The organism is Achromobacter sp. D7-1, assembly GCF_059760445.1.
In genome coordinates, this window is the sequence record NZ_JCBAMT010000074.1 from 1 (window position 1) to 24,675 (window position 24,675).

Annotated in this window: 19 protein-coding genes; 10 read left to right on the forward strand and 9 right to left on the reverse strand. The window is 65.5% G+C overall.

From position 1 onward, the window contains the following. Window positions 1–191: 191 nt before the first annotated feature. From puuE to AC6LKD_RS25130, 3 genes are read left to right on the forward strand one after another with little or no spacing between them, the layout of a single operon-like run. Window positions 192–1,136: an allantoinase PuuE gene (puuE, locus tag AC6LKD_RS25120; protein ID WP_013392320.1), complete on the forward strand. Its 945-nt coding sequence runs from the start codon at window positions 192–194 to the stop codon at window positions 1,134–1,136. Between the two features lie 11 nt (window positions 1,137–1,147). Continuing rightward, entirely contained in the window at window positions 1,148–2,917 is a 1,770-nt protein-coding gene (gene uraD, locus AC6LKD_RS25125) for a 2-oxo-4-hydroxy-4-carboxy-5-ureidoimidazoline decarboxylase (protein WP_498117790.1), read from the forward strand. A gap of 6 nt (window positions 2,918–2,923) precedes the next feature. Further along, window positions 2,924–4,156: a M20 family metallopeptidase gene (locus AC6LKD_RS25130; protein ID WP_498117791.1), complete on the forward strand. Its 1,233-nt coding sequence runs from the start codon at window positions 2,924–2,926 to the stop codon at window positions 4,154–4,156. A 31-nt stretch (window positions 4,157–4,187) separates the two neighbouring features. Here AC6LKD_RS25130 and AC6LKD_RS25135 read toward each other — a convergent pair whose 3' ends face one another. Further along, on the reverse strand, window positions 4,188–6,236 hold the full coding sequence (locus tag AC6LKD_RS25135) for an OPT family oligopeptide transporter (protein ID WP_498117792.1): 2,049 nt from the start codon (window positions 6,234–6,236) through the stop codon (window positions 4,188–4,190). 224 nt (window positions 6,237–6,460) lie between these two features. On the opposite strand from AC6LKD_RS25135, the gene mdeB reads away from it, so the two are divergent. The 3 genes from mdeB (at window position 6,461) to AC6LKD_RS25150 (ending at window position 12,217) form a co-directional block, all read left to right on the forward strand. Then, window positions 6,461–9,142 carry an alpha-ketoglutarate dehydrogenase gene (gene mdeB, locus AC6LKD_RS25140; RefSeq protein WP_498117800.1) on the forward strand — a complete coding sequence of 894 codons (2,682 nt, stop codon included), beginning with the start codon at window positions 6,461–6,463 and terminating at the stop codon, window positions 9,140–9,142. A gap of 190 nt (window positions 9,143–9,332) precedes the next feature. Then, complete coding sequence (locus AC6LKD_RS25145) at window positions 9,333–11,630, forward strand: NADP-dependent malic enzyme (RefSeq protein ID WP_013392315.1); 2,298 nt, start codon at window positions 9,333–9,335, stop codon at window positions 11,628–11,630. A gap of 134 nt (window positions 11,631–11,764) precedes the next feature. Next, window positions 11,765–12,217, forward strand: a complete 453-nt coding sequence (locus tag AC6LKD_RS25150) for a DUF2214 family protein (RefSeq protein ID WP_013392314.1) — start codon at window positions 11,765–11,767, stop codon at window positions 12,215–12,217. A gap of 27 nt (window positions 12,218–12,244) precedes the next feature. Here the strand turns inward: AC6LKD_RS25150 and AC6LKD_RS25155 are convergent, their stop codons facing one another. The 8 genes from AC6LKD_RS25155 to AC6LKD_RS25190 form a co-directional block, all read right to left on the reverse strand. Next, window positions 12,245–13,354 (reverse strand): hypothetical protein, encoded by a 1,110-nt coding sequence (locus AC6LKD_RS25155; protein WP_498117793.1) that lies wholly within the window; start codon window positions 13,352–13,354, stop codon window positions 12,245–12,247. Window positions 13,355–13,482: 128 nt separating this feature from the next. Continuing rightward, window positions 13,483–14,793 carry a citrate synthase gene (locus tag AC6LKD_RS25160; protein ID WP_013392312.1) on the reverse strand — a complete coding sequence of 437 codons (1,311 nt, stop codon included), beginning with the start codon at window positions 14,791–14,793 and terminating at the stop codon, window positions 13,483–13,485. A gap of 19 nt (window positions 14,794–14,812) precedes the next feature. After that, window positions 14,813–15,073 carry a succinate dehydrogenase assembly factor 2 gene (locus tag AC6LKD_RS25165; RefSeq protein ID WP_013392311.1) on the reverse strand — a complete coding sequence of 87 codons (261 nt, stop codon included), beginning with the start codon at window positions 15,071–15,073 and terminating at the stop codon, window positions 14,813–14,815. A 133-nt stretch (window positions 15,074–15,206) separates the two neighbouring features. Beyond that, complete coding sequence (locus AC6LKD_RS25170) at window positions 15,207–15,923, reverse strand: succinate dehydrogenase iron-sulfur subunit (RefSeq protein WP_013392310.1); 717 nt, start codon at window positions 15,921–15,923, stop codon at window positions 15,207–15,209. Between the two features lie 18 nt (window positions 15,924–15,941). After that, window positions 15,942–17,708 carry a succinate dehydrogenase flavoprotein subunit gene (gene sdhA, locus AC6LKD_RS25175; RefSeq protein WP_492274783.1) on the reverse strand — a complete coding sequence of 589 codons (1,767 nt, stop codon included), beginning with the start codon at window positions 17,706–17,708 and terminating at the stop codon, window positions 15,942–15,944. Between the two features lie 15 nt (window positions 17,709–17,723). Beyond that, the gene (sdhD, locus tag AC6LKD_RS25180) at window positions 17,724–18,107 is read right to left on the reverse strand and encodes a succinate dehydrogenase, hydrophobic membrane anchor protein (protein ID WP_498117794.1); all 384 of its coding nucleotides are present in this window, start codon (window positions 18,105–18,107) and stop codon (window positions 17,724–17,726) included. Beyond that, a complete protein-coding gene (gene sdhC / locus AC6LKD_RS25185; RefSeq protein WP_498117795.1) occupies window positions 18,107–18,520 on the reverse strand; it encodes a succinate dehydrogenase, cytochrome b556 subunit in 414 nt (137 codons plus the stop codon). Before sdhC ends, sdhD begins: the two co-directional genes overlap by 1 nt. Window positions 18,521–18,641: 121 nt before the next feature. Next, complete coding sequence (locus AC6LKD_RS25190) at window positions 18,642–19,418, reverse strand: GntR family transcriptional regulator (protein ID WP_013392306.1); 777 nt, start codon at window positions 19,416–19,418, stop codon at window positions 18,642–18,644. A gap of 390 nt (window positions 19,419–19,808) precedes the next feature. Here AC6LKD_RS25190 and AC6LKD_RS25195 point away from each other — a divergent pair, with 390 nt between their 5' ends. From AC6LKD_RS25195 to AC6LKD_RS25210, 4 genes are all read left to right on the forward strand, one after another. Next, on the forward strand, window positions 19,809–20,798 hold the full coding sequence (locus AC6LKD_RS25195) for a malate dehydrogenase (protein WP_013392305.1): 990 nt from the start codon (window positions 19,809–19,811) through the stop codon (window positions 20,796–20,798). Window positions 20,799–20,982: 184 nt separating this feature from the next. Then, window positions 20,983–21,873 carry a methylisocitrate lyase gene (prpB, locus tag AC6LKD_RS25200; protein ID WP_054450739.1) on the forward strand — a complete coding sequence of 297 codons (891 nt, stop codon included), beginning with the start codon at window positions 20,983–20,985 and terminating at the stop codon, window positions 21,871–21,873. A 93-nt stretch (window positions 21,874–21,966) separates the two neighbouring features. After that, on the forward strand, window positions 21,967–23,160 hold the full coding sequence (gene prpC / locus AC6LKD_RS25205; protein WP_013392303.1) for a bifunctional 2-methylcitrate synthase/citrate synthase: 1,194 nt from the start codon (window positions 21,967–21,969) through the stop codon (window positions 23,158–23,160). 63 nt (window positions 23,161–23,223) lie between these two features. After that, a complete protein-coding gene (locus AC6LKD_RS25210) occupies window positions 23,224–24,675 on the forward strand; it encodes a bifunctional 2-methylcitrate dehydratase/aconitate hydratase (protein ID WP_498117796.1) in 1,452 nt (483 codons plus the stop codon).

The window sequence follows — 24,675 nt, forward strand, 5'->3', positions numbered from 1 at the left end:
CAGCCGGCGTATCCGCCGGCTGGGCTTTTTCCTGCCCGCGCTTTTCCCGTGGCGCCGATTCAGGCAGGGGAAAATCATGTACATAGTTTGTATACAAAACCAGGATTTCCAGCTATGGTGCTGATCATGAGGAAGTCGTCCGCCAACCCACGCCCGGCCGCCACGCGCCGGCGCACTCCGCCCGCCTGTTCATGACCGCCTACGATTCCACGCTCCCCTACCCCCGCGACCTGGCCGGCTACGGCCGCAATCCGCCGCATGCGCGCTGGCCGGGGCAGGCGCGCATCGCGGTCCAGTTCGTGCTGAATTACGAGGAAGGCGGCGAGAACAGCGTGCTGCATGGCGACGCCGGGTCCGAACAGTTCCTGTCGGAAATGTTCAACCCCGCCAGCTATCCGGAACGCCATCTCAGCATGGAAGGCATCTATGAGTACGGCTCGCGCGCGGGCGTGTGGCGCATCCTGCGGGAGTTCGAGAAGCGCGGCCTGCCGCTGACCGTGTTCGGCGTCGGCATGGCCTTGCAACGCCACCCGGAACTGACCGCCGCCTTCGTCGAACTGGGACACGAGATCGCCTGCCACGGCTGGCGCTGGATTCATTACCAGCACGTAGACGAAGCCACCGAGCGCGAGCATATGCGCCTGGCCATGGACGCCATCACGCAGTTGACCGGCAGCCGTCCGCTGGGCTGGTACACCGGCCGCGACAGCCCGCGCACCCGGCGCCTGGTCGCCGACTACGGCGGCTTCGAATACGACAGCGACTACTACGGCGACGACCTGCCCTTCTGGATGCGCGTGCGGAAGACGGACGGCAGCGTCGTGCCGCAGCTGATCGTGCCCTACACGCTGGACTGCAACGACATGCGCTTTGCGTTGCCGCAGGGCTATTCGCACGCCGATCCCTTCTTCCAGTACCTGAAGGACAGCTTCGACGCGCTCTATGCCGAAGGCGACGAGGCGCCCAAGATGATGAGCATCGGCATGCATTGCCGCCTGCTGGGCCGGCCCGGCCGCATCACCGCGCTGCAACGCTTCCTGGACCACATCGCCAGCCACGACCGCGTCTGGGTCTGCCGGCGGCTCGACATCGCGCGCCACTGGCAAGCGGCGCATCCCTATACCCCCAACGCCTGAACAGGACGGCCATGGCCCACACCCTAGCCCAACTCAATGCGGCGGCGCCCGCGGACGCCGCCGCCATGCTCGACGGCCTGTACGGGCACGCGCCCTGGATTGCCGAGCGCGCACTTGCCCACCGGCCGTTCCGCTCGCTGGCCGATCTGGGTCAGCGCCTGCGCCAGGCCATGAGCGCAGGCGATGCCGAGACCCGGACAGCGCTGCTGCGCGCCCATCCCGAGCTGGCGGCCACGCCAGGCGCGCCCCTGGGCGCGGATTCCGCACGCGAGCAGGAACTGGCTGGACTGGCCGGCTGCTCGCCCGCCGAACTCGCGCGCCTGCAGGAGTTGAACGCCGCCTACAAAACCCGGTTCGGCTTTCCCTTCGTGCTGGCCGTGCGTGGTCCGCGCGGCGCCGGCCTGACGCGCCAGCTGGTGATCGACGAATTCGCCCGCCGCCTCGACAACCCGCCGGACCTCGAATTTGAAGAGGTTCAGCAGCAGCTGCACCGCATCGCCGAGATCCGCCTGCGGGATCGCTTTGGCGCCGAACCTGCCATCGGCAACGACATTTGGGACTGGGGCGAGCAACTGGCCGTCCATAGCGATCCGGGCTATGCCGAAAAGGGCCAGCTCACCGTCACCTACCTGACCGCAGCCCATCGCGCCTGCGCCGCTCTGCTGTCGCAGTGGATGCGGGATTGCGGTTTCGACGAGGTCGGCATCGATGCCGTGGGCAACGTGGTCGGCCGCTATCTGGCCGAGAACGCCGACGCCCCCACCCTCATGACCGGCAGCCATTACGACACCGTGCGCAACGCCGGCAAGTACGACGGCCGGCTGGGCATCTTCGTGCCGATGGCCTGCGTGCGCGAACTGCACCGTCAAGGCAAGCGCCTGCCTTATCACCTGGAAGTCATAGGCTTCGCGGAAGAGGAAGGCCAGCGCTACCGCGCCACCTTCCTGGGTTCCGGCGCGCTGATCGGCGACTTCAAGCCCGAATGGCTGGACCAGCAGGACGCCGACGGCATCAGCATGCGCGACGCCATGGCGCAAGCCGGCCTGCGCAGCGAGGACATCCCCAGGCTGAAGCGCGACCCGGCGCGCTACCTGGGCTTCGTCGAAGTCCATATCGAACAAGGACCGGTGCTCTACGAAATGGGACTGCCGCTGGCCGTGGTCACGTCGATCAACGGCTGCGTGCGCTATCAGGTCCGGATCCACGGCCTGGCCTGCCATGCCGGCACCACCCCCATGAACCGCCGCCGCGACGCGGCCACCGCCGCCGCCGAACTGGCCTTGTACGTGGAGCAGCGCGCCGCTCGCGACGGCGACTCGGTGGGCACCATAGGCATGCTGGAAGTGCCTGGCGGGTCGATCAACGTGGTGCCGGGCGAATGCCGCTTCAGCCTCGACCTGCGCGCGCCCAGCGACAAGCAGCGCGATGCGCTGGCGGACGACGTGCTGGCCGAGCTCGAAGCGATTTGCCAGCGCCGCGGCCTGCGCTATGCGCTGGAAGAAACCATGCGCGCCGCCGCCGCTCCCAGCGATCCCGCCTGGCAGCAGCGCTGGGAACGCGCCGTCGACGCCCTGGGACTGCCCGTCCACCGCATGCCCAGCGGCGCCGGCCACGACGCCATGAAGCTGCACGAGGTCATGCCCCAGGCCATGCTGTTCGTGCGCGGCCAGAATTCCGGCATCAGCCACAACCCGCGCGAGTCCACCTCCAGCGACGACATCCAGCTTGCCGTGCTGGCGTTCCTGCGCCTGCTCGACGACCTTGCCCACGACACCCAATAGCCGACCATGACCGACTACGCCCGACTCGACGCCTGGATTGACGCCCACTTTGACGAGGAAGTCCGCTTCCTGCAGGCGCTGGTGCGCGTGCCGACCGACACGCCCCCCGGCAACAACGCCCCGCACGCCGAACGCACGGCCGAACTGCTGCAAGGCTTCGGCCTGGAGGCCGAGGCCCACCCCGTGCCCGCCGAGGCCGTGCGGGACTACGGGCTGCAATCCATCACCAACCTCATCGTGCGCCGCGAGTACGGCGCGGGCGGCCTGCGCGTGGCGCTCAACGCCCACGGCGACGTAGTGCCGCCAGGCGAAGGCTGGGAACACGATCCCTACGGTGGCGACATCGACAACGGCAGCCTGTACGGCCGCGCCGCCGCCGTCAGCAAGAGCGACTTCGCCAGCTACACCTACGCCCTGCGCGCGCTGGAAGCCGTCGCCCGGCCCCGCCGCGGCGCGGTCGAACTGCACTTCACCTACGACGAGGAGTTCGGCGGCCTGCTCGGCCCCGGCTGGCTGTTGTCGCAGGGGCTGACCAAGCCCGACCTGCTGATCGCCGCGGGCTTCAGCTACGAAGTCGTCACCGCGCATAACGGCTGCCTGCAAATGGAAGTGACGGTGCACGGCAAGATGGCGCATGCCGCCATTCCCAGCAGCGGCGTGGACGCGCTGCAAGGCGCGGTCGCGATCCTGAACGCGCTGTACGCGCAGAACGCGCGGTATCGCGAAATCAGGTCGGAGGTGCTTGGCATCAGCCACCCCTATCTGAATGTCGGCCGAATCGAAGGCGGCACCAATACCAACGTGGTCCCCGGCAAAGTCGTATTCAAGCTGGACCGCCGCATGATCCCCGAAGAGAATGCGGCCGAAGTCGAGGCCGACATCCGCCGCATCATCCAGGAAACCGCCGCCTCCATGCCCGGCATCAGCGTGGACATCAAGCGCCTGCTGCTGGCCAATGCCATGCGGCCGCTGCCGGGCAACCAGGCGTTGGTGCAGGCGATCCAGAAGCACGGGGCGGAATTGTTCGGCGAACCCATCGCCGCCATGGGCACACCGCTCTATACCGACGTGCGCCTGTACGCCGAAGCGGGCATCCCGGGGGTGATCTACGGCGCCGGACCGCGCACCGTGCTGGAATCGCACGCCAAGCGCAACGATGAACGCGTGGTGCTGGAAGACCTGCGGCGCGCCACCAAGGTCATCGCCCGCACGCTGGCCGACCTGCTGGACGCCGCCTGAGACGGCCGCCCGGCAGGACCGGCCGGGCGTATCACGCCAGCTTCATCACCCGGCGCCAGAACAGGATCGCCACCAGCACGAAGACGGCCAGGCCCAGGAACGATGCCGTGTGCTCGAAGCCCGCGCCGGCGATCGCCAACGGCGCTTCCGTGCCGGCCGCGCCGATGATGCCGGCCATCAGCACGCCGACCAGGCTTTCGCCCACGATCAGGCCCGACGCGATCAGCACGCCGCGACGGTTGGCCGCATCGGCGAACTGCTCGTAGGGCTTGCCGGCCGCAGCCGCGCGGCGGCGCAGGGCGCGTTCCAGCAGCCAGGCCAGGACCGCGCCGACCACGATGGGCGCGGCGACGGTGGGCGGCAGATAGATGCCGATACCCACGGCCAGCACCGGAATCCGGGCCACGCGGCAGGTGCGCTTCATGATCTCGTCGACCACGATCAGGCCCACGCCGACCGCCATGCCGATCAGGATCATGGTCCAGTTGAGCTGGTGCGTGAAGATGCCGCGCGCAATCGCCAGCATCAAGGTCGCCTGCGGCGCCGACAGGGCCTGCGCCGGGTCCATGCCCTCGCGCGGCATGGCGTCGGCAAAGCCGTAGGCGTTGTAGAGCAGTTCCAGCACCGGCGAGATCACCGCCGCGCCGGCCACGCAGCCGATCAGCAGGGCCACCTGCTGGCGCCAGGGCGTCGCGCCCACCAGCCAGCCGGTCTTCAGGTCCTGCAGGTTGTCGTTGGAAATGGAGGCCACCGCCACCACTGCCGAGGTGCTGAAGATAGCCAGGGCAATCGCCATCTGCACGCCGTTCTCCGCGCCCAGCAGTTCGCCGCCCAGCGCCAGCATCAGGAGCGACACCAGCACGATGGCGACGATGCCCACGCCCGAGATCGGGCTGGTCGAGGAACCCACCAGGCCGGCCATGTAGCCGCAGGCCGCGGCTACCAGGAAGCCGAACACAAAAGCGAACAGCACGGCGTAGGCCACCAGCTTCCAGATCGCCGCGGGCGACAGCGGCGCACCCGACAGGAACACCTGGAAGGTCACCACCAGGACCGCCACCAGCACCAGCGTCACCGCCGAGATCCAACCGGCCGACAGGTCGCGCTCGGTGCGCGGCGCTTGTCCGGCGCGGGCCGCGCCCGCCTTGGTCAGGGCCGCGAACGAGGCCTTGACGCCGCGCGCCATCGGCATGAACAGCGTGGCCAGCGTCCAGATGGCGCCCACGCCGATCACGCCGGCGCCGATGAAGCGCACCTGCGAAGCCCACAGGCCCGTGGCGTACTTGGCCTGCGACACGTCCGCGGGTATGTCGCCCATGGCGGTCAGGATGGGTACGGCGATGCCCCAGGAAATGACCAGCCCGGTCAGCATGGCCAGACCCGCAACAATGCCGATCAGGTAACCGGCGCCCAGCAGCGCCAGCGAAAAGCCCATGGGCAGCCGGAACACCGCGCCGCCCAGCGCGAACCAGCCGCTAACGCTGTCGCCCAAGACCCGCAAGCCGCTGGCGGCGAAGCTGACCGCGGCGGCGACCACGCCGCCGGCGACGATGTCGCCCATGCCGGTGGCCGTCTTGGCCGGCGCCCGTCCGTTTTCCTCGGCCTCGTCCTGGGCGCGTTCGGCGCTGCCCACCCGCAGAATTTCAGCGGCCGCCACGCCTTCCGGATACGGCAGGTCGCTCTGCACCACCATCACGTGGCGCAGCGGAATGGTGAACATCACGCCGAGCATGCCGCCCGCCGCGCAGATGCCCAGCGTCTGCCAGAACGGGAAGCCCTGCCAGTGCCCCATCATGACCAGGGCCGGCAGGATGAAGATGATGGATGACAGCGTGCCGGCCGCCGAGGCCTGGGTCTGCACCATATTGTTTTCAAGGATGTTCGCGTCCTTGAACAGCCGCAGGACGGACATCGAGATCACCGCGGCCGGAATGGCGGATGAGAACGTCAGGCCCACCTTCAGTCCGAGGAAGACGTTGGAGGCCGTGAAGATGACGGTGATGATTGCGCCCAGGAGGATGCCGCGGAACGTAAGTTCGGGCAACGTGACCTCTGCCGGGACGCTGATGGGTTGGGTCATTGCAGTAATTCCTATCATGCCAGCCGCGAATTCTAGCGCCTTCGCGTCCACCCTGCGGCCACCCCCTCCGGGCGGCGGCCGGGCACATCCTCGGCAGAAGCTGCCGCAAGCCGCAAAACCTGCAACAGATTATGCTGAATTTTCGGGAATTCCCCCAAAATTTTGATCACCCATATCAGGGGCTAGGGTCTAGCATGGACGTCAAACCAGGAGACGACAAGACCATGCGCGACGCCAGTTCCGCCCGCCCCGGGCAAGATATCCAGCACGACGCCGACCCCGCCGAAACCGCCGAATGGCGCGACGCGCTGCAGGCGCTGGTCCAGGCGGAAGGTTCTGAGCGCGCAGGCTACGTGCTGGACAACCTGCTGGGGCATGCCGCGTCGCTGGGCCTGCGCGCCAACAGCCAGACCCGCACCGCCTACCTCAACACCATCCCCGCCGACCAGGAGCCGCCCTTCCCCGGCAACCTGGCCGTGGAGGAGCGCATCGCCCGCATCAACCGCTGGAACGCGCTGGCCATGGTGGTGCGCGCCAACCAGGCGCACGGCGAGCTGGGCGGCCACATCGCCAGCTACGCCTCGGCCGCCGACCTGTTCGAGGTGGGCTTCAACCACTTCTTCCGCGCGCAAAGCCAGGACGGGCCGGGCGACCTGGTCTACATGCAGCCGCACTCGGCGCCCGGCGTGTACGCCCGCGCCTACCTGGAAGGCTTCCTCGGCGAAGAAGACCTGGCGCATTTCCGCCAGGAGATCACCGCGTCGGCCCGCGGCCTGCGCGGACTGTCGTCGTACCCGCACCCGTGGCTGATGCCGGACTTCTGGCAGTTCCCCACGGGCTCGATGGGCATCGGTCCCATCAACGCCATCTACCAGGCGCGCTTCATGCGCTACCTCGAACACCGCTCGCTCGTGCCCGGCGGCGACCGCAAGGTCTGGGGCATCTTCGGCGACGGCGAAATGGACGAACCCGAATCCATCGCCGCGCTGACGCTGGCCGCGCGCGAAAAACTCGACAACCTGGTGTTCGTCGTCAACTGCAACCTGCAACGCCTGGACGGCCCGGTGCGCGGCAACGGCCGCATCATCGACGAACTGGAAACGCTGTACGCGGGCGCCGGCTGGAACGTCATCAAGCTGGTCTGGGGCAGCGACTGGGACGCCCTCCTGCGGCGCGACACCAATGGCGCCCTGGCGCGCGCCTTCGCCAATACCGTGGACGGACAATTCCAGACCTTTGCGGCCAACGACGGCGCCTTCAACCGCGCGCACTTCTTCAACCAGAATCCCGAACTGGCGGCCCTGGTGGCCGACTGGAGCGACGAGGCCATCGACCGCCTGCACCGCGGCGGCCATGACATGGTGAAGATCCATGCGGCCTACCACCGCGCCGCGAATCATCGCGGCCAGCCCACGGTCATCCTGGCGCAGACCAAGAAGGGCTTCGGCATGGGATCCGCCGGCCAGGGCAAGATGACCACGCACCAGCAGAAGAAGCTGGACGACGAGGCGCTGCTGGCCTTCCGCGACCGCTTCGCGCTACCGATCTCGGACGCCGACTGCCTGGCGCTGAAGTTCTACCGCCCGGCCGAAGACAGCGCCGAACTGCGCCACCTGCAAGCGCGCCGCGCCGCGCTGGGCGGCCACATCCCCCGTCGCAACACCGAGGCCCCCCGCCTGGCCCCGCCGGACGCGGAACACTGGGCGCGCTTCGCGCTGGCCGCCGACGGCAAGGAAATGTCGTCCACCATGGCCATCGTGCGCATGCTGACCGCGCTGCTCAAGGACGCCGCCGTGGGGCCGCGCATCGTGCCCATCGTGGCCGACGAGGCGCGCACCTTCGGCATGGCCAACCTGTTCCGCCAGATCGGTATCTATTCGGCGCAAGGCCAGCTCTACGAACCCGAGGACATCGGTTCGGTGCTGTACTACCGCGAGGCGCGCGACGGCCAGATCCTGGAAGAAGGCATTACCGAAGCCGGCGCGATTTCCTCGTGGACGGCCGCCGGCACCAGCTACTCGGTCAACGGCCTGCCGATGCTGCCCTTCTATATCTATTACTCGATGTTCGGCTTCCAGCGCATTGGCGACCTGATCTGGGCCGCGGCCGACCAGCGCACGCGCGGCTTCCTCATCGGCGCTACCTCCGGCCGCACCACTCTGGGCGGCGAAGGCCTGCAGCACCAGGACGGCTCCAGTCACATCATTGCAGCCACCGTGCCCAACTGCCGCGCCTATGACCCAGCCTACGCCTTCGAGGTCGCCGTCATCGTCGAACACGGCATGCGCCGCATGCTCGACGAACAGCGCGACGAGTTCTACTACCTGACCGTCACCAACGAAAACCTGGCGCAGCCGGACATGCCGGCGGGCGAGGACGTGCGCGAGGGCATCCTGCGCGGCATGTACCGCCTGCGGCCCGCGCGCGCGCAGGCCCAGGTGCGCCTGCTGGGCGCGGGCCCGATGCTGCGCGAGGCGGAACTCGCGGCAGAACGCCTGCAGGCCGATTACGGCGTGGACGCGGAAGTCTGGAGCGTCACCAGCTTTTCCGAGCTGACGCGCGCCGGCCGCGAAGCCGAACGCGCCCGCGCGCTGGGCCTGCCGGCCAGCGTCGACTGGGTCCGGACCTGCCTGGGCGCAAGCAACGCCCCGGTCGTCGCCGCCAGCGACTACGTGCGCGCCGTGCCGGAACAGATCCGCGCCTGGGTGCCCGCGCCCTACCGCACGCTGGGCACCGACGGCTTCGGCCGCAGCGACACTCGCGCCCAGCTGCGCGACTTCTTCGAGGTCAGCGCGGACTGGATCGTGCTGCACGCCCTGGACAGCCTGGACCGCCAGCAAGATGCCCAGGCGCTGCGCGCGCGCTTGAATGCCGGCGCGCGCCAGACGCCGCCTTGGGAACTGTAGGATTGCCATCCGCGATGCAGCGAGGTTTTGCGCAAAATCGTCCATTCGCTGCACCGCAACAACCAAGCACCCGCGCTTTCTGTTGAAATACGGGTGTTCCCAAGCATTTCCAAAAAAATACGGCGGGCCGCGAGCCCGCCTTTTGCAATCCGATTTCCTTTCCATTTAGCGCCCTCAAGGCCTGTATCCCATGGACGAAACTCTCACCAAAATGGCGTTGGACTACCACGCCTACCCCACCCCCGGCAAAATCTCGGTCACCCCGACCAAGACCCTGGCCAACCAGGACGACCTGTCCCTGGCCTACTCCCCCGGCGTGGCGGCCGCCTGCATGGCCATCTTCGACCAGGGCGATGACGCCGCCTCGAAGTACACCTCGCGCGGCAACCTGGTGGGCGTGATCACCAACGGCACCGCCGTGCTGGGCCTGGGCAACATCGGCCCGCTGGCCGCCAAGCCCGTGATGGAAGGCAAGGGCTGCCTGTTCAAGAAGTTCGCCGGCATCGACGTCTTCGACATCGAACTGGCCGAGAACGATCCGGACAAGCTGGTCGACATCATCGCGGCGCTGGAGCCCACCCTGGGCGGCGTCAACCTCGAGGACATCAAGGCGCCCGAGTGCTTCTACATCGAGAAGAAGCTGCGCGAGCGCATGAAGATCCCCGTCTTCCATGACGACCAGCACGGCACCGCCATCATTTCGTCGGCCGCCATCCTGAACGGCCTGAAGGTCGTGGGCAAGGACATCGGCAAGGTCAAGCTGGCCTGCTCGGGCGCCGGCGCAGCCGCCATCGCCTGCCTGGACCTGCTGGTCCACCTGGGCGTCAAGCGCGAAAACATCTACGTGGTGGACTCGCGCGGCGTGATCTGGGACGGCCGCGACGAAAACATGGAAGCCAACAAGAAGCGCTACGCGCAGAAGACCGACGCGCGCACGCTGGCCGACGTGGTCAACGGCGCCGACGTGTTCCTGGGCTGCTCGACCGCCGGCGTGCTGACCGCCGACATGGTCAAGACCATGGCCGCCAGCCCGCTGATCCTGGCGCTGGCCAATCCGGAACCGGAAATCCGTCCCGAAGTGGCCAAGGCCGCCCGTCCGGACTGCATCATCGCCACCGGCCGTTCGGACTACCCGAACCAGGTCAACAACGTGCTGTGCTTCCCGTTCATCTTCCGCGGCGCCATGGATGCCGGCGCCTCGCGCATCACGGAAGAAATGAAGCTGGCTTGCGTCAAGGCCATCGCCGAACTGGCGCAAGCCGAACAGAACGACGAAGTGGCCCGCGCCTACGCCGGCCAGGAACTGTCGTTCGGCCCGGACTACATCATTCCCAAGCCCTTCGACCCGCGCCTGATCGTCCAGATCGCGCCGGCCGTGGCCCAGGCCGCCGCCGACTCCGGCGTGGCCGCCCGTCCCATCGAGGACATCGAAGCCTACCGCCAGAAACTGATGGGCTTCGTGTACCACTCGGGCCAGTTGATGCGTCCGCTGTTCGCCCAGGCCAAGAAGGCGCCCAAGCGCGTCATCTACGCCGACGGCGAAGACGAGCGCGTGCTGCGCGCGGTACAGACCGTGGCCGATGAGAAGCTGGCGTTCCCGATCCTGATCGGCCGCCCGGCCGTCATCGAGATGCGCATCAAGAAGTTCGGCCTGCGCCTGGTCGCCGGCCAGGACTTCGAGATCGTCGATCCGGAAGACGACAGCCGCTTCAACGAGACCTGGGCTGCGTACTACCAGCTGAAGGGCCGCGAAGGCGTGACGCCGGCCATCGCCAAGGCGATGATCCGCAAGCACAACACGCTGATCGGCGCGATGCTGCTGCGCCGCGGCGACGCCGACGCGCTGCTTTGCGGCGTGGCCAGCAAGTACGACAACCAGCTCAAGTACATCGACGAAATCATCGGCAAGAAGGAAGGCCAGACCTACGCCGCCCTGAACGTGCTGATGCTGCCCGACCAGACGCTGTTCGTCACCGACACCCACGTCAACGAGAACCCCACGGCCGAGGAAGTCGCCAGCATCACCATCCAGGCCGCGGACGAAATGCTGCGCTTTGGCGTGGTGCCGAAGATCGCCCTGCTGTCGCACTCCAACTTCGGCAGCCGCGTGACGGAATCCTCGCGCAAAATGGCCGCCGCGCGCCAGATGGTGCAGGACCGCGCTCCCGACCTGGAAGTCGACGGCGAAATGCACGCCGACGCCGCCCTGTCGGAAAAGATCCGCGTCCTGGCCTACCCGGACAGCACGCTCAAGGGCCGCGCCAACTTGCTCGTCATGCCCACGCTGGACACCGGCAACATCACGTACAACATGCTGAAGATGACCGGCAGCAATGGCGTCGCGATGGGTCCGATCCTGCTGGGCGCGGCTCGCCCCGTGCACATCCTGACCACCAGCGCCACCGTGCGCCGCATCGTCAACATGACGGCGCTGGCCGTGGTGGACGCGCAGCAGGAAGCCGCCGAGGCCGCCAAGAAGCGTCGTTGATGATCGACCGCCGCTAAGGCAAAGAGCGCCCCTCGGGGCGCTCTTTTTCATTCCGGAGGGTCACGCCATCAAGATAGCTGCCCTACCCGCGCTGATGGTAAAAACCAAGTTCGACCTTGTTTTCTGGAGTCAACATGCTGGCCGACGCTTTGTATGCCTGGTTTCACTACCTGGCCATTTTCCTGCTCGTGGTGGTCCTGACGGCCGAAGCCGTGCTGCTGCGGCCCGATCTCAGCGCCAGCGGCCTCAAGCGCCTGGTCATTTATGACCGCCTCTATGCGCTGAGCGCCGTGGTCGTGCTTGTCACCGGAGTGCTGCGCCTGACGCTGGGCATCAAGGGCGCCGCGTTCTACATGAGCAATCCCTGGTTCCACGCCAAGATCACGCTCTTCGTCATCATCGGCCTCTGTTCGATTGCGCCTACGATGACATTCCTGCGCTGGGCCAAGCAGTCCCGCCAACAACCGGGCTTCTTGCCTGCCGCGGCCGACATCAAGCGCGCCCGCCGCTGGGTCATGATCGAATCGCACCTGTTCATCTTCCTGCCACTGTTCGCCGTGCTGATGGCGCGCGGCATCGGCGCATAAGGCAGGCTCCCCGGCCTGCTGCGTGGTTCAGGGGCAGGCCGCGCGGCTGGGCTGCGGTTCCTCGTCGCCCACGATGATGGTGGCGAAGTGGAACACGCCCGCCTCATCGTTCTTGAGCACGTCCACGACCTCGCCGGCCAGCGTCTGCATGACCGACATGCCCTCGGGCACGTCGGCCTGACCGTCACGCCGGGCAACTTGGCCGTCCCAGGGGCTCAGCACCAGCACGCCCGGATACGGCTCGCGCGCATCGCCGCGGCCGCGCCGCGCCGACTTGACCTGGGTGCCTGCGGCATAGCTCACGCCGCCGAAACGCGTCGGGCAGGCCAGTTCCGCGTCGCTGACCCGCAACAGGCGCCGCGCCTCGTCGAGGTACAGCCGGGGCTCGCTCAAAGGCAGCCCGAATATCTTGACCGCCACCGGGTTCTTGACCTCGATGCGCCAGCGATCCGGATCGCGCGATCCATCGGTGTAGACGGTGCCACTCGAGCCGTAGACGATGGAGCCCGGCGCAAGGTCCACGGTCTCGACCCGGTTGCCCGGGCCCAGCACGCACTTGTCGAACGCCTTCATGGCGCCGTCGCTCGCCACCTCGAATTCAATGTCCTGTGTGGCGTCGCACTGCCAACCCTGCACCGCCTGGCTACCCGCGCCGCGCAGGATCACATTGCGCGGGTAGCGGCGCAGCAAGGCGTAGGTTTCGTTGTCGTAATCGGTGTTGAGATAGCGCCGGGCGCTCGACGCCAGTACCCCGTACATGGCCACAGGCTGTGGAAACTCCGCTTCGAGATAGGTTTCCAGTTGCCCTTCGTCCTGCAGCTTCAGTCGCGTTCCCGCTGGCATGGCAATGCCGCCGACCGTGGTGGTTTCCTGCAGCGTGATATTGCGGGCGGCCTCCGCACGGGCGCCCTCCCGCTCGATCTGCCAGACCACCGTCTGGACCCAGGCATAGAAGGCGAATGGCACGGCCAGCACGATCGACGCCAGAGCGGAAGTCTTCCAGTACTTGCGTACGGTGCGGCGCGCGCCCGCGCTCACCGCCAAGACCACGGCCCAACCGAGCAGCAGCAGGCCCGCAAGAAAACCCAGGGAAACGAAGATGTAGAAGCCGGCGGAAGGCAATGCTATGGGAATCATGGCAGGATGATAAACGCCAAACCCAAACGCCAAGTTCAGACACCGGGTCGCCCGCCCGTCTTCGCACGGCAAACGGCAACAAAAAACCGCCCGAAGGCGGTTTCTTGGTCAAGCCAGGCAGCAGCGTATCAACGCTTGTCCATCGGCGGCACGTCGCGCGTGACCGAACCGGTGAACAGCTGGCGCGGACGGCCGATCTTGTAATCGGGATCCGACAGCATTTCGTTCCATTGGGCGATCCAGCCCACCGTGCGGGCCAGCGCGAAGATGGCCGTGAACAGCGAGGTCGGGATGCCGATGGCGCGCTGGACGATACCCGAGTAGAAGTCCACGTTCGGGTACAGCTTGCGCTGGACGAAGTACGGATCCGACAGGGCGATGCGTTCCAGTTCCATGGCCAGCTTGAACAGCGGGTCGTTTTCCAGGCCCAGGGCCGAGAGCACTTCCTTGCAGGTTTCCTGCATCAGCTTGGCGCGCGGGTCGTAGTTCTTGTAGACGCGGTGGCCAAAGCCCATCAGGCGCACGCCCGAGTTCTTGTCCTTGACCTTCTCCATGAACTCGCCGACCTTGGCGATGCCGCCGTTGGCTTGCAGTTCTTCCAGCATCTGCAGGCAAGCTTCGTTGGCGCCGCCGTGAGCCGGGCCCCACAGGCAAGCCACGCCGGCCGAGATGGCGGCGAACGGGTTGGTGCCCGACGAGCCGCACAGGCGCACGGTCGAGGTCGAAGCGTTCTGCTCGTGGTCGGCGTGCAGGATGAAGATGCGGTCCAGCGCGCGCTCGACGACTTCGTTGACCTTGTAGTCTTCGCACGGCGTGGCGAACATCATGCGCAGGAAGTTGCCCGTATAGGACAGGTCGTTCTGCGGGTAGATGAAGGGCTGGCCTTGCGAGTACTTATAGGCCATCGCGACCAGCGTCGGCATCTTGGCGATCAGGCGGATGGCCGAGATGTGGCGATGCTGCGGGTTCGTGATGTCGGTGGAGTCGTGGTAGAACGCGGACAGCGCGCCGACCAGGCCGGTCAGGACGGCCATCGGGTGCGCGTCGCGGCGGAAGCCGCGCAGGAAGAAGTGCAGCTGCTCGTTCACCATCGTGTGATGGGTCACTTGCGAATCGAAGTCGGCCTTCTGGTCCTTGTTGGGCAGTTCGCCGTTCAGGATCAGGTAGCAGATGTCCATGAAGTCGCAATTGACGGCCAATTGCTCGATGGGGTAGCCGCGGTACAGCAGTTCGCCCTTGTCGCCGTCGATGTACGTGATGCCCGATTCGCAGGCGGCGGTGGACATGAAGCCGGGGTCAAACGTGAACATGCCCGTCTGGCCGTACAGCTTGCGGATGTCGATCACATCCGGACCAACCGTACCCTTGTAAACAGGGAACTCAATGGGGGCGCTGCCATCCGAGAAGGATAGAGTGGCTTTTTTGTCAGACAGGTTCATGTTCATTCCTCTCAATTAATCAGAGCGCGCGCATCTGGCCAATGATGCTCCGAAGCCTGGGCGTGTCCAGCGCGCCCTCAAGCTCTTTGCGGGCCAGCAGCAGATCGAGAAGGTCGTTGTCTCCCATCTCGAAAAGCTGCGTCAATGCCGCCACGTCATCATCGGTAAGCTCAGCCTCGTGGGCATCCAGATACCGGGTGATGATCAAGTCGTTTTCGAGCAAACCGCGGCGCGCCCGCCAACGCAAACGCGCCCGCTCCAATTCAGTTAGCTTGCTCATCTTTCCATACACCTAAAAAAAGCCCCGGCGCCGCACCCGCTACGCGGGTTTGCTGTCCCCGAGGGGACGTTTTTGCCTTGGGACAGCCCGGCGGCAATAACGCCGCCGGAGGCAAAAATACGCTTGTTCAAAACTAGACCGTGCGGCGAACCATCAGTTCCTTGATCTTGCCGATCGCCTTGGTCGGGTTCAGTCCCTTGGGACAGACGTCGACGCAATTCATGATGGTGTGGCAACGGAACAGGCGGTACGGATCTTCCAGGTTGTCCAGACGGCTGCCCGTGGCTTCGTCGCGGCTGTCGGCGATGAAGCGGTAGGCTTGCAGCAGGCCGGCCGGGCCGACGAACTTGTCCGGGTTCCACCAGAACGACGGGCAGGAAGTGGAACAGCACGCGCACAGAATGCACTCGTACAGGCCATCCAGCTCTTCGCGCGCCTCGGGCGACTGCAGACGCTCTTTTTCGGGCGGCGGCGTGTCGTTGATGAGGTACGGGCGGATCGAGTGGTACTGGTTGAAGAAGTGCGTCATGTCCACGATCAGGTCGCGGATGACGGGCAGGCCCGGCAGCGGACGCAGAACGATGGGTTCCTTCAGTTCGCGCAGGTTGGTGGTGCACGCCAGACCGTTCTTGCCGTTGATGTTCATGGCGTCCGAGCCGCACACGCCTTCACGGCACGAGCGGCGCAGGGCCAGGCTGTCATCGACGTCGTTCTTGATGCGCACCAGCGCATCGAGCAGCATCTTGTCGGTCGGCTGGAGTTCGACTTCCAGCTTCTGCATGTACGGGCGCTCGTCCTTGTCCGGATCGTAGCGGTAGATTTCGAACTTGACGATTCTCTTGTTGCTCATAGTGGGCTCAATCCGGACTTAGAAGGTACGCGCCTTGGGCGGGAAGGACTCGACCGTCAGCGGCTTCATCTGCACGGGCTTGTAATCCAGGCGGCTGCCTTCGGAGTACCACAGCGTGTGCTTCAGCCAGTTTTCGTCGTCGCGCGTCGGGTGGTCGTCCAGCGCGTGCGCGCCGCGGCTTTCGGTGCGGGCGGCGGCCGACTTGATGGTGGCGCGGGCCACTTCCGTCATGTTCGCCATTTCCAGCGCCTCGACGCGCGCGGTGTTGAACACCTTGGACTTGTCCTTGAAGTAGATATTGTCGGCTTGCTTGGCCAGATCTTCGATCTGGGTCACGCCTTCGTTCAGCAGTTCCAGCGTGCGGAACACGCCGCAGTGGCGCTGCATCGAGAAGCGGATGGCATTGCCGATGTCCTGGGTCTTTTCGCCCGAGGTGCGCGATTCCAGCTTGTTGACGCGGTCCAGCGAGAATTCGACGGCTTGCTGCGGCACGGGCTGGTGCGCGTGCTGGCGTTCCGGATGCGAATTGACGATGTGGTTGCCGGTGGCGCGGCCGAACACGATCAGGTCCAGCAGCGAGTTGGTGCCCAGGCGGTTGGCGCCGTGCACCGACACCGCGGCGCATTCGCCGATGGCGTACAGGCCGTTGACGACCTTGTTTTCGCCATTTTCGCGCGACAACACCTGACCGTGGTAGTTGGCCGGAATGCCGCCCATCTGGTAGTGGATGGTCGGAACGACGGGGATCGGTTCCTTGATCGGGTCCACGTTGCCGAACTTGATGGCAATTTCGCGGATCGAGGGCAGGCGCTTGTTGATGACGTCGGCGCCCAGGTGATCCAGCTTGAGGACCACGTAGCTGCCGTCCGGACCGCAGCCGCGGCCTTCCTTGATTTCCTGGTCCATCGAGCGCGACACGAAGTCACGCGGAGCCAGGTCCTTCAGCGTGGGCGCATAGCGCTCCATGAAGCGTTCGCCATCCTTGTTCAGCAGGATGCCGCCTTCGCCGCGCACGCCTTCCGTGATCAGCACGCCGGCGCCGGCCACGCCGGTCGGGTGGAATTGCCAGAATTCCATGTCCTGCAGCGGGATGCCCGCACGGGCGGCCATGCCCAGGCCGTCACCGGTGTTGATGAAGGCGTTGGTGGAAGCGGCCCAGATGCGGCCGGCGCCGCCGGTGGCCAGCACCGTGGTCTTGGCTTCCAGGATGTAGATTTCGCCCGTTTCCATTTCGAGGGCGGTCACGCCCACGACGTCGCCCGCTTCGTTGCGCAGCAGGTCCAGCGCCATCCATTCGACGAAGAACTGGGTGCGCGCGGCGACGTTGCGCTGGTAGAGGGTGTGCAGCAGCGCGTGGCCGGTGCGGTCGGCAGCGGCACAGGCGCGCTGGACCGGCTTTTCACCGAAGTTGGCGGTGTGGCCACCGAACGGACGCTGGTAGATGGTGCCGTCGGGGTTGCGGTCGAACGGCATGCCGAAGTGCTCGAGCTCGTACACGGCGTTCGGCGCTTCGCGGCACATGAATTCGATGGCGTCCTGGTCGCCCAGCCAGTCCGAACCCTTGACGGTGTCGTACATGTGCCAGTACCAGTTGTCTTCGCTCATGTTGCCCAGCGAGGCGCTCACGCCGCCTTGCGCGGCAACGGTGTGCGAACGCGTGGGGAACACCTTGGACAGCACTGCAACGGACAGGCCCGCTTGGGACAGTTGCAGCGAACAACGCATGCCGGCTCCGCCGGCGCCAACGACCACCACATCAAACTGGCGGCGCGGCAGGGATTTCATGACAGAGACCACGGCTTAAATGCTCCAGAGGATTTGCGCGAAGTAAACGACCGAACCGACCAGCCAGAGGATCGTCAGCACTTGCAGCAGCAGGCGCACGCCCACCGACTTGACGTAGTCCATCCAGATGTCGCGCACACCAATCCAGGCATGCCAGGCCAGCGCAATGAATGCAAGGGTGGCCAGGATCTGGCCAACCGGAAGAACGCCCACGTAGAAATTGAACAGTGCGGCCCAGTGTTCGTACGTGAAGGCCGGCATCATCAGGATGCCGATGAGCAGCACCAGCGTGTACACGGCCATGATGACGGCGGTGATGCGCTGGATGATGAAATCCATGACGCCGTAGTGGGCGCCCACGACCAGACGCTTGGGTCCGTAGTTTTTGACGTCGGCCATTACAGCACTCCGAACAGTTTGAGAGCGAACACCAAGGTCAGCGCCAGGCTCACCCCAAAAACCACGCCGGCGCTCTTCTTGGCCGACAGTTTGTCGATGCCGATGTGCAGATCCAGCAGCAGGTAGCGGATGCCGGCACAGAAGTGGTGCAGGTAGCCCCAGATCAGGACCAGGAAGACAAGCTTGACTATCGGGTTGCCAGCGTACGCGGCCAAGGCTGCGAACGTCTGCGGCGCGGCCACGCTGGCCGCGAACAGCGGCAGGATGACCAAGGGAAGACAGAGGAACAGCAGCGCGCCGCTGACGCGGTGCAGAATGGACAGCTTGCCGGCCAGGGGCAGGCGGTAGCTGGCGAGTTGCGCAATACCAATATTGCGAAACTGCGGACGTGGCTTGGCAGCGGTGTCGGACATGACGGCCTCGGTGTTTCGGAACTAGGGAATCGTTACGGCGGAAATGCCGTCGCCCTTGCGGGCAAACACGGTATTTTCGCCCAGAGATAGGGTCGGTATCAAATCGTAGGTAAAAAGATCATCAATTCAGACTATTGCGGTAGTGGTATCGATCGGTCAAGTACAACCCCCGACGAATTTCCATGGGGCGGTCACCATACGTATAAGACACCCTATCCACCTGCAACAACGGCGTCCCGGCGGGAACATTAAGCAGCGGACAGACCTCGGCCGGCGCAATCACCGCGCGCAGCTTTTCGTCCGCGCGCACCATGCTCACGCCGAACTCGGATTCGAACAGACCATAGAGCGGCGCCTTGTTGGCGCTCAGCAGTTCCAGGGTCAGTCCACGGAAAATGGAACCAGGCAGCCAGATGTCGTCCACCACGGTGGGCGCCTGCCCCAGGGACAGCAGGCGGCGGATCATGATGACGGTTTCGCCGGCCCGCAGGTCCAGGGCGCGCGCGATCTCGGCGGGCGCCCGCAGGCGCCGGCATTCCAGGATGCGGCTTTCCGCCCGGCCGGCCTCGCCTTCGTCGGCGGCCAGGCGCAGGAAGCGGTAGCGCACGCGCGCTTCGTGGTGGGTGGCGACAAAAGTGCCCTTGCCCTGGCGCCGCAGCAGCATGTGCTCGGCGGCCAGCTCGTCGACCGCCTTGCGCACCGTGCCCTGGCTCACCTGGAAACGGGCGGCCAGATCGATTTCGCTGGGGATGAGCTCGCCGGGCTTCCATTCGCCGCGTTCCAGGCTCTGGACAAGCAGATCCTTGATTTGCCGGTAGAGCGGACTGAAAGCGGCCCCCTCGCCCGCCGTGCGGGCGGCGCGAATGCGTAAGGAGGTTTCGGGCCGGGGCTCTGCCATGGATCTTTTCGATTGAGTCATGTTTATCCGGGAAATGGGAGGGCGGCGCAAGGCAGCGAACCCATCCGCAATGCGCTGCTGCCGCCAGTGTTCTGGCTTGATACAGGCGCGCAGCCGAAACCGGGCTGCGGCGCATTCGAATAAACGCTCTATTGTGGCATATCGGCCGCAACACTGTCCAACGTCTTATGTCTTATATAAGATAGAAGAGCAATTGACGGACACGTAAATTCGATCTAGGATTCAACGCTGCCCAGGCCCTGCGCCAGCCACCGTGCGCACCTCCGCGCCCGCCGCTGCGCACGCTGCCGCACCCGCGTTGATTTTCACGCCCAACGATTACACTGATTGGTGAGATTTTTTCTCGCCAAACCATTACGGAGAACGTCCATGTCCAAGCCTGCCTTGCGTGTCGCCGTCACCGGCGCCGCCGGCCAAATCGGTTACGCACTGCTATTCCGCATCGCCTCGGGCGAAATGCTGGGTAAAGATCAACCCGTCATCCTGCAACTGCTGGAAATTCCCGACGAGAAAGCGCAAAAGGCCCTGAAGGGCGTCATCATGGAACTGGATGACTGCGCCTTCCCGCTGCTGCAAGAAGTCACCGCCCACAGCGACCCGCGCACCGCCTTCAAGGACGCCGACGTGGCCCTGCTGGTCGGCGCCCGCCCGCGCGGCCCCGGCATGGAACGCAAGGACCTGCTGTCGGTCAACGCCCAGATCTTCACGGCTCAGGGCAAGGCCCTGAACGACGTCGCCAGCCGCAACGTCAAGGTTCTGGTCGTGGGCAACCCGGCCAACACCAATGCCTACATCGCCATGAAGTCGGCGCCGGACCTGCCCGCCAAGAACTTCACCGCCATGCTGCGCCTGGACCACAACCGCGCCCTGTCGCAACTGGCCGCCAAGTCGGGCAAGGCCGTCGCCGACATCGAAAAGCTGGTCGTGTGGGGCAACCACTCGCCCACGATGTATCCCGACTACCGCTTCGCCACCGTCGGCGGCGAATCGCTGTCCAAGCTGATCAACGACGACGCCTGGAACCGCGACACGTTCATCCCCACCGTGGGCAAGCGCGGCGCCGCCATCATCGAAGCCCGCGGCCTGTCCTCGGCCGCTTCGGCCGCCAACGCCGCCATCGACCACGTCCGTGACTGGGTCCTGGGCAGCAACGGCAAGTGGGTCACGATGGGCATCCCGTCAGACGGCTCCTACGGCATCCCGGAAGGCATCATCTACGGCGTGCCGGTCACGACCGAAAACGGCGAATACAAGCGCATCGAAGGCCTGGAAATCGACGCCTTCTCGCGCGAGCGCCTGGACTTCACGCTGAAAGAGCTCCTCGAAGAGCGCGACGGCGTCAAGGACCTGCTGAAGTAAGCAGCGCATGAGTAAAGAATTGGGCCCGTTTGCGCGGGCCCAATTCCTAAGCAAGACCGAAACATAAACCTGTCCCTTTGCTCCTGCGCAAAGGAATATCGCGAAGGGGACAGATTTATTTTCCGGCCAGTCCTTCCATCCGGGGCATTCTGAAAACACCCGGTCCAAATTACGGAGACCACCCATGTCCAGACCCGAATCCGCCGGCGCCCTCTTCCGCCGCGCACTCGCCGAAGAAAGCCCGCTGCAGATCATCGGCGCCATCAACGCCAACCATGCACTGCTGGCCAAGCGCGCCGGCTACCGCGCGATCTACCTGTCCGGCGGCGGCGTCGCGGCTGGCTCGCTGGGTCTGCCCGATCTGGGCATCAACACCATGGACGACGTCCTGACCGACGTGCGCCGCATCACCGACGTCTGCGACGTGCCGCTGGTGGTGGACATCGACACCGGCTTCGGCCCCTCGGCATTCAACATCGCCCGCAGCGTCAAGAGCCTGATCAAGTTCGGCGCCGCCGCCTGCCACATCGAAGACCAGGTCGGCGCCAAGCGCTGCGGTCACCGCCCGGGCAAGGAAATCGTCTCGACCGAGGAAATGGCCGACCGCGTCAAGGCCGCGGCCGACGCCCGCACCGACACCGATTTCTACCTGATCGCCCGCACCGACGCGATCGCCTCGCACGGCGTCGACGCCGCCATCGAGCGCGCGCTGGCCTGCGTGGAAGCGGGCGCCGACGCCATCTTCGCCGAAGCCGCCTACGACCTGCCCACCTACGACCGCTTCGTCAAGGCAGTCAAGGTGCCGGTGCTGGCCAACATCACCGAATTCGGCAAGACGCCGCTGTTCTCGGTGGAAGAACTGAAGAGCGTGGGCGTGGGCATGGTGCTCTACCCGCTGTCGGCCTTCCGCGCCATGAACAAGGCCGCCGAAGCGGTCTACACCGCCATTCGCCGCGACGGCCACCAGAAGAACGTGGTGGATCTGATGCAGACGCGCGAAGAACTGTACGACCGCATCGGCTATCACGAATTCGAATCCAAGTTGGACGCGCTTTTCCAGAAAGGCAAGGCGTAAGCAAGCCCTCGGTTTCCGGCGCCGCGGCAACCGCCCGGCGCCTTGCATGCCCACCCCATAGCAACGACCATCGCGAAAGGAAGGAGTAGAGACATGAGCACGGCTCCCAAGAAGCAAGTGGCCAAATCGGACGCCAAGCCGGAAGAAAAAGCCGGCTTCAAGCCCAAGAAATCGGTTGCGCTGTCTGGCGTTGTCGCCGGCAACACGGCGCTGTGCACGGTTGGCCGCAGCGGCAACGACCTGCACTACCGCGGCTACGACATCCTGGATATCGCCCACACCAGCGAATTCGAGGAAATCGCCCACTTGCTCGTCCACGGCAAGCTGCCGAACAAGGCCGAACTGAAGGCCTACAAGGAAAAGCTGCGCAGCCTGCGCGGCCTGCCCGCCCAGCTGCAAGCCGCGCTGGAGGCCCTGCCCGCCGCCAGCCACCCCATGGACGTGATGCGCACCGCCGTGTCGGTGCTGGGTTGCGTGCTGCCTGAAAAAGACGACCACAATACCCCGGGCGCGCGCGACATCGCCGACCGCCTGATGGCCAACCTGGGCTCGGCGCTGCTGTACTGGTACCACTACAGCCACAACGGCCGCATCATCGACGTGCAGACGGACGACGACAGCATCGGCGGCCACTTCCTGCACCTGCTGCACGGCGAAAAGCCCAGTGATGATTGGGTCAAGGCCATGCACATCTCGCTGAACCTGTACGCCGAGCATGAATTCAACGCGTCCACGTTCACCGCCCGCGTCATCGCCGGCACCGGCTCGGACATGTTCTCTGCCATCTCGGGCGCCATCGGCGCGCTACGCGGCCCCAAGCACGGCGGCGCCAACGAAGTGGCCTTCGACGTGCAGAAGCGCTATGACACGCCGGACGAGGCCGAGGCCGACATCCGCCGCCGCGTCGAAGCCAAGGAAGTTATCATCGGCTTTGGCCACCCCGTCTACACCGTGTCCGACCCGCGCAACAAGGTCATCAAGGAAGTGGCCAAGAAGCTGTCCAAGCAGGCCGGCAGCACCAAGATGTTCGACATCGCCGAACGCTTGGAAACGGTCATGTGGGACATCAAGAAGATGTTCCCCAACCTGGACTGGTTCTCGGCCGTCAGCTATCACATGATGGGAGTCCCGACCGCCATGTTCACGCCGCTGTTCGTCATCGCGCGCACGGCGGGCTGGTCGGCCCACATCATCGAACAGCGCGTCGACAACAAGATCATCCGCCCCACCGCCAACTACGTGGGCCCGGAAGACCAGAAGTTCGTTCCTCTGGAAAAGCGCAAGTAAGAACGGGACACGGACGAGGGCACGGCATGGCCACCTGTATTCATTCCATGGAGAGGTACCGCTATGTCTGCCCCGTTCTCCAACGTCCGTCCCGATCCCGACCAGGTCCTGGTCGACATCGCCGACTACGTCCTGAAGTATGAAATCCAGAGCGGCCTGGCGTACGAGACGGCACGCAACTGCCTGATCGACACGCTGGGCTGCGGCCTGGAAGCGCTGGAATACCCGGCGTGCAAGAAACTGCTGGGCCCCATCGTGCCCGGCACGACCGTGCCCCACGGCGCCAAGGTGCCTGGCACACAATTCCAGCTCGATCCCGTGCAAGCCGCGTTCAACATCGGCACGATGATCCGCTGGCTGGACTTCAATGACACCTGGCTGGCCGCCGAATGGGGCCACCCGTCCGACAACCTGGGCGGCATCCTGGCCACCGCCGACTGGCTGTCCCGCACCGCGGTCGCGGCGGGCAAGCCGCCCCTGCTGATGCGCGACGTGCTGACCGGCATGATCAAGGCGCATGAGATCCAGGGCTGCATCGCGCTGGAGAACTCCTTCAACAAAGTCGGCCTGGACCACGTGGTGCTGGTCAAGGTGGCCTCCACCGCCGTGGTGGCGCAGATGCTGGGCCTGAGCCGCGAGGAAGTGATCAACGCGGTATCGCTGGCCTGGGTCGACGGCCAAAGCCTGCGCACCTATCGCCACGCACCCAACACCGGCAGCAGGAAGAGCTGGGCCGCGGGCGACGCCACCAGCCGCGCCGTGCGCCTGGCGCTGATCGCCAAGAGCGGCGAAATGGGCTACCCGTCCGTGCTCACGGCCAAGACCTGGGGCTTTTACGATGTGCTGTTCAAGGGCCAGCCGTTCAGGTTCCAGCGGCCCTATGGCAGCTACGTGATGGAAAACGTCCTGTTCAAGATCTCGTTCCCGGCCGAGTTCCACGCGCAAACCGCCGTCGAATGCGCCATGGAGCTCCACAGCCGCCTGAAAGCCGCCGGCAAGAGCGCCGACGACATCGCGAAAATCACGATCCGCACACACGAGGCCTGCATCCGCATCATCGACAAGAAGGGCCCGCTCGCGAACCCGGCTGACCGGGACCACTGCATCCAGTACATGGTGGCGGTGCCGACGCTGTACGGCCGCCTGACCGCAGCCGACTACGAGGACGCGGTGGCGCAGGATCCCCGCATCGACGCGCTGCGCGACAAGATCGTCTGCGTCGAAGACCCCGTCTACACCCGCGACTATCACGACCCCGACAAGCGTTCGATCGCCAATGCGCTGACGGTGGAATTCAAGGACGGCACCCGGCTGGACGAAATCGTCTGCGAGTATCCCATCGGCCACAAGCGCCGCCGCGCCGAAGGCATACCGCTGCTGGAAGCCAAGTTCCGCACCAACCTGGCGCGCATGTTCCCCGCCCGCCAGCAGGACCGCATCCTGCAGGCCTCGCTGGACCAGAAGCGGCTGGAAACCATGCCGGTGCACGAGTACGTCGATCTGTACGTGATCTGA